The sequence below is a fragment of the Qipengyuania xiamenensis genome, assembly GCF_019711495.1.
Taxonomy (GTDB): Bacteria; Pseudomonadota; Alphaproteobacteria; order Sphingomonadales; family Sphingomonadaceae; genus Qipengyuania; species Qipengyuania xiamenensis.
The window spans coordinates 700,696-713,573 of sequence record NZ_JAIGNM010000001.1; the positions used below are offsets into that span (position 1 = coordinate 700,696).

Below are 12,878 nucleotides of genomic sequence, written 5' to 3' on the forward strand. Positions count from 1 at the left end.
GCGGCTCGGCCCGGGGAAGGGAAAGCTCAATCGGCAGCCGGTGGCGGCGGCCGGTCGCGCGGATCGATGTCTATCGGGTAATCGGCAAAAAACACCGGCAGTTCCCCGCCCTCGGCCTTGCCGAGCATCCACGTCAGCCAGCCTGCATTGGCGAAATCGAGCCCCACGCCCGCCTCGCAAAGCTCGGGAAAGCGGTCGATGAATTTCACGGCCATCTGGCGCGCGGTATCGTGCGCAGCATCGGTCCAGCGATAGTAATTCGTCAGGTCGGCGCTGGTGTAATAGGCCGGTTCGATGCCGGGCCGGTCGGCGACGAAGATCTTGCACCGCCAGTGGATTCCGCTGGGCGACATGCCCATGTCCGCCCGCAGCCGCTGGTATCCGACCTTGTGCAGCTCGTGGAGCATGCCGAGCAGCCGCAGGCACCGGCGAACAGCTTCATTCGCCGGTCTCTGCTGCGCGACTGGAAGCGGCTGGAACCTGTCCGACGTCACCCGCGGTGCGACCGTCAGTCCTCGACCTTCTTGACGATCAGCGATGCATTGGTGCCGCCGAAGCCGAAGCTGTTGTTGAGGCAAGCCTTCACTTCACGCTTCTTCGCCGTATGCGGCACGAGATCGACACCTTCCGTGCCCTCGTCGGGATCGTCGAGGTTGAGCGTCGGCGGCACGATCTGGTCGCGGATGGCGAGAATGCAGAAGATCGCTTCAACCGCGCCCGCGCCGCCCAGCAGGTGACCGATGGCGGACTTGGTGCTGCTCATCGATGCGCCGCACAGATCGTCGCCCAGCACGCGCTTGACTGCGCCGAGTTCGATCGTGTCGGCCATGGTCGAGGTGCCGTGCGCATTGACGTAGTCGATGTCGCAAGGCTCGAGGCCCGACTTCTTGAGTGCCATCTTCATGGCGAGTTCCGCGCCCTTGCCCTCGGGGTGCGGGGCGGTGACGTGATAGGCATCGCCCGACAGGCCATAGCCGACGACTTCGGCATAGATCTTCGCGCCGCGTGCCTTGGCGTGTTCGTATTCTTCGAGGACCACGACGCCTGCACCTTCGCCCATGACGAAGCCGTCACGGTTCTTGTCGTAAGGGCGGCTCGCCTTTTCGGGCCGGTCGTTCATGCTCATGTTGAGCGCGCGGGCCTGCGCGAAGCCGGCAACGCCAAGCGGGTTGATGGTGCTTTCCGCACCGCCCGCCAGCATGATGTCGGCATCGTCGAGCGCGATCATGCGCGCGGCGTCGCCAATCGAGTGCGCGCCGGTCGAACAGGCAGTCACAACTGCGTGGTTCGGGCCCATGAGGCCGTACTTGATCGAGACCTGGCCGCTGATGAGGTTGATCAGGCGTCCATGGACGAAGTGCGGGCTGACACGGCCCGGGCCGCGTTCATGCAAAACGATCGATTCGCTCTCGATGCCCGGCAAGCCGCCGATACCCGAGCCGATCGAAACGCCGGCGCGCAGTTTGGTGTCATCATCCATGTCTTCGAGGCCGGCATCTTCGATCGCCTGTCCGGCGGCATCGATGCCGTAAACGATGAACGGGTCGACCTGGCGCTGGACCTTGTGGTCGACGCGCTTGTCGGGATCGAAGCCCCACTCGTGATCCTTGCCCTTCACCTCGCAGGCGATGGTCGCCTTCTGGCCTTCGGTATCGAAACGGGTGATCTGCCCCGCCCCGCTCTTGCCGGCGATAAGATTGGACCAGGTGGTTTCGACGTCGCCGCCCAGCGGGGTGACGAGGCCAAGTCCGGTAACGACCACACGACGCATGAAATTCTCCGCAAAAAAGACAACAGGCCCGGCCCATATTCAGGGTCGGGCCTGTCCGGTCCCGCGCAATATCGCGGGCAATGAAAAGCTGGGGGCTCAGCCCCCTGGGGATTAGCCCTTGTGCTCTTCGATGTACTTGGTCGCGTCGCCGACGGTGGTGATCTTCTCAGCCGCATCGTCGGGGATTTCCACGCCGAATTCTTCTTCGAAGGCCATCACGAGTTCGACGATGTCGAGGCTGTCTGCGCCAAGATCATCGATGAAGCTGGCTTCCTGGGTCACCTTGTCTGCTTCGACGCCGAGATGCTCGACGACAATTTTCTGCACGCGGTCGGCAGTATCGCTCATTCTATTCCCTCTCATCTTGGGGGTTTGATAGTTGCGGTTCGCCCTAATCAACGGCGCGCGCTAGCGCAAGGGCCACTTGACCCTGCGTAAACCGGCACGCGCGGTCGGCCTAGTCCTGCCCTGCGCCACTTTCCTGAGAATCGGCGGAAGGCTGCGCTTCCTCGCCCTCGGCGAGAAGTTCATCTTCGGGCTCGGCAAAATGTGCTGCCAGCTGGGTTTCCGCCCTGCGGCGCGACGAAATGCGCGACAGACCTGCCGTGGGATAATCCTTGCCCGCTTCGAGTTCGAGCGTGCGGCGGTACAGATCTGCGGCCCCGTCGAGGTCGCCGACCACTTCACGGCACAGGCCGGCATTGAAGGTCAGCGTGATGTTATCCGGCTGCAGCGTGTTGAGGCGATCGAACTCGGCGCAGGCCGCGCCCCAGTCGGACTTGGTCAGCTTGAGCGCCTTCTTGAATGGCTTGCGCAGCGGCTTGTCCATGTCGCTGCGGCTTTCGAGCACGCGAATGTCCTCATTGCGCTGGAGCGGCGCGAGGTCGCGGCGCACTTCCCATGCCAACCGTTCGATCATGCCCGTGACCATGTCGCTGACGGTCGGAACGGACGACTGGTTTGCGCAGTAGCGCTGCGATCCGCTGGTCGAGAAACCGCGATCATAAACAAGCTCGTCTCGCGCATCGAGCATCTGCACTTCACCCGTGAAGCGCACGTTGAGTTCGCGGCACTTGTAGGTGACCGTACGACGCTGGATGCACTTGCCGTCCTTGTCTTCGCGAACGCACTTGCTTTCTTCCGTGGTGCCCGACGGCAGGCGCTCGACTTCGGAGAAAGCGGTGCCGCTGATCCATGCGACGGGCGAAGCCCCCTCGCCCGGGCCGGTATTCCGGCGCACGTCGAAATAGCCTTCGCCATCGATGGTCGCACGCGAGATCGCATTGCGCAGCTCGAGTTCGAACTTCGTGCCCTCGTTGCCGTCGAATCGCTCGACGACGAGGGTCCTGAATTCCGACGGGGCGTCTTCGCCAGCCGCATAGATCCCCGAAACCGGGAGGGTTTCCGCTGTTACCGGAGCCGCGACCATGGTCATGGCTGCCACCGTCACGGCCGCGATTGTGTTGGTTTTGTAATTCATTTGTCGACGCCCCCTGTGGTGTCCAACATCGGTTTTAGTCAGAAAAAGTGATCGGAATATGAACAAGGCGCAGTTCTCCAAGGCCGATCCCGCAGCCTGTCTTGCGCCAGATTGTATGGAGCGGGTGCGACGGAACGCCGCACCCGATGTGAGTTACGCGTCGCCCGCGCGGTCGACCCGGGTGGCCTCCGCGCCTTCGGGCTTGGGCGCCTCGATGGTGCGGATATGCACATCGCGCAGCTGGCGCGGCGAGACGAGCGACGGTGCGCCCATCATGAGGTCCTGCGCCTTCTGGTTGAGCGGGAATGCGATCACTTCGCGGATGTTCGGCTCGTCGGCGAGCAGCATCACGATGCGGTCGATACCCGGGGCCGAGCCGCCATGCGGCGGTGCGCCGAGCTTGAAGGCCTCGATCATACCCGAGAAGTTCTCGTCCACGTCGGCCTGCGTGTAGCCGGCGATTTCGAAGGCCTTGTACATGATGTCCGGGCGGTGGTTACGGATGGCACCCGAAGACAGCTCGTAGCCGTTGCAAACGATGTCGTACTGCCAGGCGAGGATATCGAGCGGGTCCTTGGTTTCCAGCGCTTCCATCTCGCCCTGCGGCATCGAGAAGGGGTTGTGGCTGAAGTCGACCTTCTTCGCCTCTTCGTCATATTCGAACATCGGGAAGTCGACGATCCAGCAGAACTTGAAGCAGTTCTCTTCGATCAGTTCGAGCACTTCGGCGACGCGGGTGCGGGCAGCACCAGCCAGCTTGGCAGCGTCCTTTTCCTTGCCCGCGGCAAAGAACAGGCCGTCGTTTTCGCCAAGGCCGAGCTCGGCATAGAGCTTTTCCATGCCTTCGGTGCCGTGGTTCTTGGCGATCGGGCCGCCGAACTCGCCGCCCTTACGGGTGACGTAGCCAAGGCCTGCAAAGCCTTCTTTACGCGCCCAGTCGTTCATCTCGTCGAAGAACTTGCGGCTCTTCTCATGCGTGTTGGGAGCCGGGACGACGCGGACCTTGCCGCCGGTGCCGACGATCTTCTCGAACAGGCCGAAGCCGGACTTCTCGAAGTGGTGGGTGACGTCCGAAATGATCAGCGGGTTGCGCAGGTCGGGCTTGTCGGTGCCGTATTTCAGCATCGATTCCGCATAGGGGATGCGCGGGAATTCACCGGCCGGCGTCACCGTCTTACCGTTCGCGAATTCCTCGAACACGCCTGCGAGGACAGGTTCGATCGCCTGGAAAACGTCTTCCTGCGTGACGAAGCTCATCTCGAAGTCGAGCTGGTAGAATTCCGGCGAACGGTCGGCCCGCAGGTCTTCGTCGCGGAAGCACGGTGCAATCTGGAAGTAGCGGTCGAAACCGGCGACCATCAGCAGCTGCTTAAACATCTGCGGCGCCTGCGGAAGCGCGTAGAAGCGGCCCGGGTGGAGGCGGCTGGGCACGAGGTAGTCGCGCGCGCCTTCGGGTGAGGATGCGCCAAGGATCGGCGTCTGGAACTCGCTGAAGCCCTGGTCGGTCATGCGGCGGCGCAGCGAGGTGATCACGCGGTTGCGCAGCATGATGTTGTTGTGGACGCGTTCGCGGCGCAGGTCGACGAAACGGTACTTGAGACGCGTTTCTTCCGGATAGTCTTCGGCCTGGTTGACGATCAGCGGCAGGTCGTCGGCGCGGCTTTGCACCGTGATTTCGCGGGCGAAGACCTCGATCTCGCCGGTCGGCAGGTTCTTGTTCACTGCCACTTCGTCGCGCGCCTTCACCGTGCCGTCGATGGTGACGACCGATTCCAGCTTCATCTTTTCGAGGACGGGCAGTGCCGGGCTGTCGCTGTCGGCAACGATCTGCGTGATACCGTAGTGGTCGCGAAGATCGACGAAGAGCACGCCGCCGTGGTCACGCTTGTTATGCACCCAGCCCGAGAGACGGACGGTGTCGCCGACATTTTCCTTCGTCAGCTGTGCGCAGTTGTGGGTACGATAGGCGTGCATCTAAAATCTTTCCATTTTCGGAGTTATGCCGCTAGGGCGCAGGCGCCGCGCTCCTTAGCAGGAATCGCGCGCGCTAACAGGGCACCAGCGGGCTTTTGTCAAGGTTTTGGCAGAGGCTTTGGACGGTGCGGGAGCGGTACTCCGCTCGACAGACAGAAACGAAACGATGAAAATACACGACCTGATTACCGATACCGAACGCCTCGCCGACCTTTGCGAGCGCCTTGCGGAAAGCGAATTCGTCACCGTCGACACCGAATTCATGCGCGAAAACACCTACTGGCCGGAACTGTGCCTGGTGCAGATCGCGAACGAGGAAGAAGCCGCGGCAATCGACCCGCTGGCCGACGGGATCGACCTCCAGCCCCTGTGGGACCTGCTGTGCGACAATGAGGATGTCCTCAAGGTCTTCCATGCAGGCGGGCAGGACGTCGAGATCGTCTACAACTTCACCGGCAAGACCCCGCATCCGATCTTCGATACGCAGATCGCGATGATGGCGATCAGCCAGAACGAGCAGATCGGCTATGCCAACCTCGTCGAAAGCTGGCTCGGCATCACCGTCGACAAGGGCGCGCGCTTCACCGACTGGAGCCGCCGTCCGCTGACTGATCGCCAGATCGAATACGCCATCGGAGACGTGACACACCTGTCGAACATCTTCCCCAAGATGCTTCGCAAGCTGATCAAGACCGGTCGCGGTGCATGGCTCAATGCCGAGATGGACAAGCTTGCCGACCCGGCCAATTACGCCAATGACGCAGAGCTTGCTTGGAAGCGCATCCGTTCGCCGGGTCGCAATCCTGCCGTCCTCGGGCGCCTCAAGGCGCTCGCGGCATGGCGCGAGGGCGAGGCGCAGCACAAGAACATCCCGCGCGGCCGCATCATGCGCGACGAAACGCTGGCCGACATCGCCAGCCATCCGCCGAAGAAACAGGCCGACCTCACCAAGGTCCGCGGATTGTCGAATGCTTGGAAGGACAACGACATCGGCAAGCGCCTGCTCAAGGTGATCGACAAAGCGGAGCCGCTGTCGAAAGAGGAAATGCCGTCCAAGCCCAAGCGCGGCGCGCCGCTTGGCAAGGAAGGCGCGCTTGTGGCCGACCTGCTCAAGCTGCTGCTGAAGATCCGTGCCCGCGAAATCGACGTGGCCGCGCGGCTGCTGACCCGTGCCGACGAGATGGAGGCACTAGCTGCAGGTGTCCGCAAGCTGCCGATCCTCGAGGGCTGGCGTTACGAGGTGTTCGGCAAGGATGCGCTCGAGCTGGTCGAGGGCCGCCTCGCGTTCGCAGTCAAGGACGGCAAGCTGCTCATGACCCATGTCGATGATGTCCATGCGGGCATGGTCGAAGCGGCGGCAGATGAAGTCATCACCGGTCCTGCTGAAGAGGCCGGGGCTCCGGCAGAGTGAGCACCTACCTCCCCACTCTCAAGCAGTTGCAGTACCTCGTCGCACTGCACGAACACGGCCATTTCGGCCGCGCGGCGGAAGCGAGCTTCGTCTCGCAATCGACCCTGTCCGCGGGCATCCGCGAACTGGAATCGCTGCTGGGTGTGACCCTGGTAGAGCGCAGCCGACGCGTCGTGCGGTTCACGGCGCTGGGCAACCAGGTGGTCGAGAAGGCGCACCGCGTGCTGCGCGAAGCCGAAGAACTGGCCGATCTGGTCCAGGCCGCCGGCAAGCCGCTTGCCGGGCAGCTGCGCATGAGCGTGATCCCCACGATCGCGCCGTTCCTGCTGCCGCGTTTCCTGCCGCGCCTGCGCAAGGAAAGGCCCGACCTCGAACTGTTCCTGCGCGAAGAGACCAGCCATGACGCGGTCGAATCGCTCCAGCACGGGCGTGTGGACTGCGTGCTGCTCGCACTGCCCTTCGCTACGGGCGAGGTCGACAAGGCCCACATCTCGGACGATCCGCTCTATGTTGCCTTCCCCAAGGACGACCCGCGCGATCCGCCGGCGACGATTTCGGCCGACATGATCGACGACGGGCGGCTGCTGCTGCTCGAAGACGGACATTGCCTCAAGGATCACGCTCTGGCGGCCTGCAACCGACCCGAATTGCGCGGTTCGACCACGATGATCGGGACCAGCCTCCACACGCTTGTGCAAATGGTCGATAACGGCCTTGGTCTTACCATGCTGCCCAAGATGGCAGTGGACGCAGGCATTCTTGACGGGACCGACGTGGTCGCACGCCCGCTGAAGTCGGATCAGGCGAGCCGCGAGATCGCGCTCATCTGGCGCAAGAATTCACCGCGCCGCGAGGATTTCGAATTGTTGGCTAAGGAACTGCGCGCCGGTTAGGCGGGTTCGTTCAGGCCGGCGCCTTCGACTGCACGTATTTGTCGAGTTTCTTGTACGCGACGAGCGGTACGATGACGCTCAGCGCGATTCCGCCGAGAGCGCAGAAGCCGAGCCAGATGGCCATGGCCGTTCCGCCCGAGGTCCACATGCCGTAAAGAACGGGTGCCGCGAGCACGAGACCGCGCACTTCGTTGAAGGCGATGGCGATGCCTCCAAGCTTGAGGAGCGCGCCGAGGATCATGTGTAGCGTTGCGTTCATGAGCTACTAGATGAACGCTAATGGTTGAGAAAAGGTTCACCATGCAACCGGCGTTGCATCTATACGGTGAACCGTTTCGTCGCGGGATTGTGGCGGAACGCGCCTTAATTGCGGTTCCAATCCAGTCTCAATCCATGTGCTTGAGGCCTACCCGCAGGTAATCCCAGCCGGTGATGACGGTCATCACGGCTGCAGCCCAAAGCGTGACCAGACCGACCGTGTGCGGCACATTGGCATCGATCGTACCGATCATTATTTTCCAGTCCGGCAGGCCTTGGCCAAGGATGAGCGAGCCCAGCGCAAGAAGCTGGAATGTGGTTTTCCATTTCGCAAGCCGGCTAACCGGCACCGATACTTGGAGCCCGCCGAGAAACTCGCGCAGGCCCGATACGGCGATCTCCCTGACTAAGATGATTAAACCGGCAATAACATGCGCATCCCCCACATATGGGCCATTCAGCACCCCCTGTGCGGCCAGCACCAGAATCACTGAGGCAACCATTATCTTGTCGGCAATCGGATCGAGGAAGATACCCAGCTTTGAAACAGCACCACTGGAGCGAGCGAGATAGCCGTCGAAATAGTCGGTGATGCCCATCAGGCAATAAAGGCCGAAAGCCATAAGGTACCCGACTTCCCACTCGCGCCACCAGAGCAGGTAAGCAAGGAGAGGGATCGCCACGATGCGCGACAGCGTCAGTATGTTGGGCAAAGTCAGCATCTTTGGCCTCCCCTAACGCCAAACGTCCCGGCGCAAAAGCTTTCACGCGGGGTTGTCCGCTGCCATGATGTCTTTACGAGGGTTGTCGAGACGAGAGGTATCCTCCCGGGGGGTCATGTTTACATCCACACACCTGCTGCGCACGAGGCGGTTCCTGCCGCTGTTCGTCACGCAGCTTTTCAACGCCTTCAACGACAATCTCTACAAGACCGCGATGGTCCTGTTCGTCGTTTACCAGATCTACAATTCGGAAGAGGCGGAGGGGATGTTCTCCGCAGTGGCCTCGGGCCTCTTCATCCTGCCTTTCTTCATACTCAGCGCACTGGCGGGCCAACTGGCGGACATGCGCGACAAGGCCTCGATCATTCGCAAGGTGAAGGCCTGCGAGATCCTGCTGATGGTCATCGGCGCGAGCGGGCTGTTGCTGGCGTGGAAGGGTTACGAGCTGCCGGTCAACGTCTTTGGCATCGAGACGAGCATCCCGGTCCTGCTCATGCTGCTGGCGCTGTTCATGACCGGGATCCAGTCGACATTCCTCGGCCCGATCAAATACGCGATCCTGCCGCAGCACTTGCGCAGGGATGAAGTGCTGGCGGGCACCGGACTGGTCGAGGCGGGAACCTATATCGCCATCCTGGCAGGTACGATCCTGGCCGGCTGGATCCCGGTGGAAGTCGCCGCAGTCGCGATCATTGCGACTTCGATCGTGGGCTATCTCATCAGCCGTCAGGTTCCCGAGGCTCCACCGCTGGGCAAGGTCGAAAAGCTCGACTGGCACATCCTGCGTGCATCGCGGAAACTGGTGGTGGACACGATGCACAATCGCGAGGTTTTCTACGCGATCCTCGCCATCAGCTTCTTCTGGACCATCGGCGCGGTGCTGTTCATCCAGTTCCCGCCACTCGCCAAGAACGTCATCATGGCGAGCAAGGAAGTCGCGAGCATCTTCCTCGTTGTTTTCTCTGTCGGCGTGGCGATCGGATCGGTCGCAATCAATGCGCTGCTCAAGGGCAATGTGTCGGCCCGCTATGCCCCGCAGTCGGTCATCGCGATGGGGCTGTTCGTGGTGGCGTTCTATTTCGTCGCCAAGCTCTGGGCAGCGGACAAGCCGACCGAACTGCTCGATGTTGCAGGCTTCCTCGCCTGGCCGATGGCAACGGTCCTGCTGCTGTGCCTCCTCGGCATCGCAGTTGCGGGCGGCATGTTCGTCGTCCCGCTCTACGCATTCCTTACGACGCGTGCCGCGCCCGACCAGGCATCGCGCACGATCGCTGCAAACAATATCGTCAACTCGGGCGCGATGGTCATCGGGTCGCTGCTGGTGATGGGCATGAGCGCGGCAGGCGTACCGATCGTCGAGCAGGTGCTGATCAGCGCGGCCATGTGCCTCGTCTCGGCATGGCTCGGGCGCAGGTTGCTCAATGCGGAGCGTCATGCGGCAGCGGCAGCTGCTGCCTGAATTCAGATAATGAAGGCGAGGACTGCAGCGAGAGTCGCGAAGTAGGTCGTCGCAACACCGCGGACGTCGTTCGCGGTCAGCTTCCAGTCGACCGGCATAGCCTGCGGAGCGTCCGCAAACATGCGGCGTCGCTGGGGAATCCCGGACCGCATCCAATGGCGTGCGGCTTCGCTGGAGAGGACAAGTGCGCGTCTCATGATGGCAACTTAACGCTTTTTTAACCATTGGTTTCCCGAAGAGTCCACCCTGCCCCAAAATGGGACAGCCATGCGTCATCCGGTGGATAAACAGCTCATTCGAAGACGGTAATTGCACGGCGCGCCGCGCGCGGCTAACCGCCGGAACCATGACCACTCGCGCCACGCCCGCCGCCGCCAAGCTTCTCGTCGATTGCCTGATCGAACAGGGATGCGAACGCATCTTCACTGTTCCGGGCGAGAGCTTCCTGCAGGCACTCGACGCACTGGGCCAGCAGGACCAGATCGACCTTGTGACTTGCCGGCAGGAAGGCGGCGTCGCGATGATGGCCTGTGCCGACGGGGCCATGACACAGCGCCCCGGCGTTGCCTTCGTCACGCGCGGTCCCGGCGCGACCAATGCCAGCATCGGCGTCCACGTCGCCATGCAAGATTCGCAGCCGATGATCCTCTTCGTGGGCGACGTCGACAGCGAGATGCGCGACCGCGAGGGCTTCCAGGAAGTCGATTTCGCATCCTTCTTCGGCCCGATCGCCAAGTGGGCCGCGCGCATCGATAGCGCCGATCGCATCCCCGAATATGTCGCCCGCGCCTATGCCACGGCAGTGTCCGGACGACCCGGTCCGGTTGTCCTTGCCCTCCCCGAAGACATGCTGAGCCGCGATACCGCGTCCAAGCCGCGTCCGCGGGTCGATGCGCCGGCACAGGCGCCCTGCCCCGATGCGATGCAGGCCATGATGGCACTCATCGCCGATGCGGCATCGCCGGTCGCCATCGTCGGAGGAGCGGGCTGGGATCCCAAGGCACGCGAACATTTCCAGCTGTTCGCCGAACGGCTCGGCATTCCCGTGGCAACCGCCTTCCGCAGGCAGGACGCGATCTCGCCGTCCAGCCGGGTCTATGCCGGCAACCTCGGCTATGGCCCCAACCCCAAGCTCGTCGAGCGGGTGAAGAATGCCGACCTGGTCATCGCGGTCGGTGCGCGGCTGGGTGAGGCGACCACCGATGGCTACACCGTGCCGCCGCTGGTGGCCGAGGACCGCAAGCTGATCCACATCCATCCCGATCCGGACGAGCTCAACAGCGTCTATCCCGCCGATCTCGCTATCTGCGCAGGAATGGCCGAATTCGCCGAAAGCGCCGCGCTTTGGGACGATGGCGACACGATCGATTTCGATGCAGGAGCGCAGGCGCATGCCGAGTGGGAAGCGTGGGCGACCGCACACCCGGCCGATCACGCGCTCGACATGGGTCAGTGCGTGCAGTTCATGCGCGATACGCTGCCCGCCGATACGATCATCTGCAACGGAGCGGGCAATTTCGCAGGCTGGTGGCACCGCTACTGGCGCTACGAGGGCTTCCCGACCCAGCTCGCCCCGACCTGCGGCGCAATGGGATTTGGCGTTCCTGCTGCTGTCGCTGCGGCGCTACGCCATCCGGAGCGCACCGTGGTTGCCGTGGCAGGTGACGGCGATTTCCTGATGAACGGGCAGGAACTGGCCACGGCGGTCCAGCATGGAGCCAATTTGCTGGTCATAGTGGTCGACAACTCGGCCTATGGCACGATCCGAATGCACCAGGAGCGCGAATTCCCGGGCGAGGAGCGGATCAGCGGCACGCGGCTGGCCAATCCCGATTTCGCGGCCCTCGCGAGCGCATTCGGCGGCTGGTCCGCATCCGCAACGACGACGGCGGAATTCAAGGACGCACTCGTGGCGGCGGAGAGCCGCTCCGGCCTGCGCCTGATCCACTGCAAGATCGAGATCGAACAGCTCGCCGCCAGCGGCGCCACGGTAAGCGGATTGCGCGACCGGTAGGCTAAAGCAAAGGGCCGTCTCCCGCATAGGGAAACGGCCTTTCCTAGCTGTATGTCAGCGCGACGGCGTGCGTCAGATGTCGTTACCGAGCTCGCCTTCGATTTCGCCCTTGAACTGCTGGGCTTCGCCCTTCTGTTCCTGCTGGCGACCTTCGGCGCGCGTTTCGGGATCGCCAGACTGCTGCTTCAGGTTGCCGATGGCTTCGTTGGTGTTGCCTTTGATCTTCTCTGTCAGTTCGCCCATGGGGCCTCTCCTCTTGTTTGGTCTGCGCCGAAAAACCGGCGCGGTTACAAAAGGATAACGGCGATTCCCGCGATACAGTTCCGACCGGTTGCGTCCAACCGGTAGCCCTGCGCGACGAAGCTCAGATGCCCGCCATCGAGCAGATGATCGACCATTCGTCGGGCTTGATCTCGGCAACCGACAGGCGCGACAGCTTGACCAGTTCGCAATCTGCGAGCTTGGGTTCGGCCTTGATCTGCTTGAGCGTGACCGGAGAGGGCAGCTTGGTCTTGGGTACGACCTTGACCGCGGCCCACTTGCCTTCGGGATCGGTCGGATCGGTGATGCCTGCGACGCTGACCTCGCAGATGCCGACGATCTCCAGCCCTTCGCGCGAATGGTAGAAGAAGGCCTGGTCGCCGACTTCCATGGCCGCGAGGTTGTTCTTTGCACGATGGTTGCGAACGCCGTCCCAAGTGCCTTCCTTTTCGGCAACAAGGTCGTCCCAGCTGTATTTGAACGGTTCGGATTTCATCAGCCAGTAGCGCGCCATCTGCATCATTCTCCCGTCGAACTATCGTGTGCCGCGCCTCGTTAGCGAGCCGTCCCTGCGCTGGCCACCCTGTGCGCTCCTTTGCGCGCAGGATTAACCGCTTTTTAGGCTTGCCGGACTA

At 62.5% G+C, this 12,878-nt stretch carries 13 protein-coding genes; 4 read left to right on the top strand and 9 right to left on the bottom strand.

Annotation, left to right across the window (positions count from 1 at the left end):
• Positions 1 to 26: 26 nt before the first annotated feature.
• The 5 genes from K3165_RS03470 to aspS form a co-directional block, all read right to left on the bottom strand.
• A complete protein-coding gene (locus K3165_RS03470; RefSeq protein ID WP_221547435.1) occupies positions 27 to 494 on the bottom strand; it encodes a hypothetical protein in 468 nt (155 codons plus the stop codon).
• A gap of 14 nt (positions 495 to 508) precedes the next feature.
• Positions 509 to 1,771, bottom strand: a complete 1,263-nt coding sequence (gene fabF / locus K3165_RS03475; protein ID WP_221547436.1) for a beta-ketoacyl-ACP synthase II — start codon at positions 1,769 to 1,771, stop codon at positions 509 to 511.
• 111 nt (positions 1,772 to 1,882) lie between these two features.
• Positions 1,883 to 2,119 (bottom strand): acyl carrier protein, encoded by a 237-nt coding sequence (locus K3165_RS03480; RefSeq protein WP_006834437.1) that lies wholly within the window; start codon positions 2,117 to 2,119, stop codon positions 1,883 to 1,885.
• Between the two features lie 109 nt (positions 2,120 to 2,228).
• Positions 2,229 to 3,251, bottom strand: coding sequence for a tetratricopeptide repeat protein (locus tag K3165_RS03485; RefSeq protein WP_221547437.1), 1,023 nt, complete (start codon positions 3,249 to 3,251; stop codon positions 2,229 to 2,231).
• Positions 3,252 to 3,404: 153 nt separating this feature from the next.
• Positions 3,405 to 5,225, bottom strand: coding sequence for an aspartate--tRNA ligase (aspS, locus tag K3165_RS03490; RefSeq protein WP_221547438.1), 1,821 nt, complete (start codon positions 5,223 to 5,225; stop codon positions 3,405 to 3,407).
• A gap of 166 nt (positions 5,226 to 5,391) precedes the next feature.
• Between aspS and rnd the strand changes: the two genes are divergently transcribed.
• Both rnd and K3165_RS03500 read left to right on the top strand, forming a co-directional pair.
• Entirely contained in the window at positions 5,392 to 6,636 is a 1,245-nt protein-coding gene (rnd, locus tag K3165_RS03495; protein ID WP_221547439.1) for a ribonuclease D, read from the top strand.
• A complete protein-coding gene (locus K3165_RS03500; RefSeq protein WP_221547440.1) occupies positions 6,633 to 7,529 on the top strand; it encodes a hydrogen peroxide-inducible genes activator in 897 nt (298 codons plus the stop codon). Before rnd ends, K3165_RS03500 begins: the two co-directional genes overlap by 4 nt.
• Positions 7,530 to 7,539: 10 nt before the next feature.
• Here the strand turns inward: K3165_RS03500 and K3165_RS03505 are convergent, their stop codons facing one another.
• Both K3165_RS03505 and pgsA read right to left on the bottom strand, forming a co-directional pair.
• On the bottom strand, positions 7,540 to 7,788 hold the full coding sequence (locus K3165_RS03505; protein WP_221547441.1) for a hypothetical protein: 249 nt from the start codon (positions 7,786 to 7,788) through the stop codon (positions 7,540 to 7,542).
• A gap of 127 nt (positions 7,789 to 7,915) precedes the next feature.
• A complete protein-coding gene (gene pgsA / locus K3165_RS03510) occupies positions 7,916 to 8,509 on the bottom strand; it encodes a CDP-diacylglycerol--glycerol-3-phosphate 3-phosphatidyltransferase (RefSeq protein WP_221547442.1) in 594 nt (197 codons plus the stop codon).
• A 115-nt stretch (positions 8,510 to 8,624) separates the two neighbouring features.
• Here pgsA and K3165_RS03515 point away from each other — a divergent pair, with 115 nt between their 5' ends.
• Both K3165_RS03515 and K3165_RS03520 read left to right on the top strand, forming a co-directional pair.
• Positions 8,625 to 9,968 (top strand): MFS transporter, encoded by a 1,344-nt coding sequence (locus K3165_RS03515; protein ID WP_221547443.1) that lies wholly within the window; start codon positions 8,625 to 8,627, stop codon positions 9,966 to 9,968.
• Between the two features lie 346 nt (positions 9,969 to 10,314).
• Positions 10,315 to 11,982 (top strand): thiamine pyrophosphate-binding protein, encoded by a 1,668-nt coding sequence (locus K3165_RS03520; protein WP_221547444.1) that lies wholly within the window; start codon positions 10,315 to 10,317, stop codon positions 11,980 to 11,982.
• Between the two features lie 72 nt (positions 11,983 to 12,054).
• Here K3165_RS03520 and K3165_RS03525 read toward each other — a convergent pair whose 3' ends face one another.
• Positions 12,055 to 12,225, bottom strand: coding sequence for a CsbD family protein (locus tag K3165_RS03525; RefSeq protein ID WP_221547445.1), 171 nt, complete (start codon positions 12,223 to 12,225; stop codon positions 12,055 to 12,057).
• 121 nt (positions 12,226 to 12,346) lie between these two features.
• Positions 12,347 to 12,757, bottom strand: a complete 411-nt coding sequence (locus K3165_RS03530; RefSeq protein ID WP_221547446.1) for an EVE domain-containing protein — start codon at positions 12,755 to 12,757, stop codon at positions 12,347 to 12,349.
• Positions 12,758 to 12,878 lie beyond the last annotated feature (121 nt).

Excerpts from the sequence above, each read along its gene's own strand:
- rnd (WP_221547439.1), top strand. The coding sequence starts at position 5,392 with ATGAAAATACACGACCTGATTACCGATACCGAACGCCTCGCCGACCTT.
- pgsA (WP_221547442.1), bottom strand. The coding sequence starts at position 8,509 with ATGCTGACTTTGCCCAACATACTGACGCTGTCGCGCATCGTGGCGATC.
- K3165_RS03530 (WP_221547446.1), bottom strand. The coding sequence starts at position 12,757 with ATGGCGCGCTACTGGCTGATGAAATCCGAACCGTTCAAATACAGCTGG.
- K3165_RS03520 (WP_221547444.1), top strand. The coding sequence starts at position 10,315 with ATGACCACTCGCGCCACGCCCGCCGCCGCCAAGCTTCTCGTCGATTGC.
- K3165_RS03515 (WP_221547443.1), top strand. The coding sequence starts at position 8,625 with ATGTTTACATCCACACACCTGCTGCGCACGAGGCGGTTCCTGCCGCTG.
- aspS (WP_221547438.1), bottom strand. The coding sequence starts at position 5,225 with ATGCACGCCTATCGTACCCACAACTGCGCACAGCTGACGAAGGAAAAT.
- fabF (WP_221547436.1), bottom strand. The coding sequence starts at position 1,771 with ATGCGTCGTGTGGTCGTTACCGGACTTGGCCTCGTCACCCCGCTGGGC.
- K3165_RS03525 (WP_221547445.1), bottom strand. The coding sequence starts at position 12,225 with ATGGGCGAACTGACAGAGAAGATCAAAGGCAACACCAACGAAGCCATC.
- K3165_RS03505 (WP_221547441.1), bottom strand. The coding sequence starts at position 7,788 with ATGAACGCAACGCTACACATGATCCTCGGCGCGCTCCTCAAGCTTGGA.
- K3165_RS03485 (WP_221547437.1), bottom strand. The coding sequence starts at position 3,251 with ATGAATTACAAAACCAACACAATCGCGGCCGTGACGGTGGCAGCCATG.
- K3165_RS03480 (WP_006834437.1), bottom strand. The coding sequence starts at position 2,119 with ATGAGCGATACTGCCGACCGCGTGCAGAAAATTGTCGTCGAGCATCTC.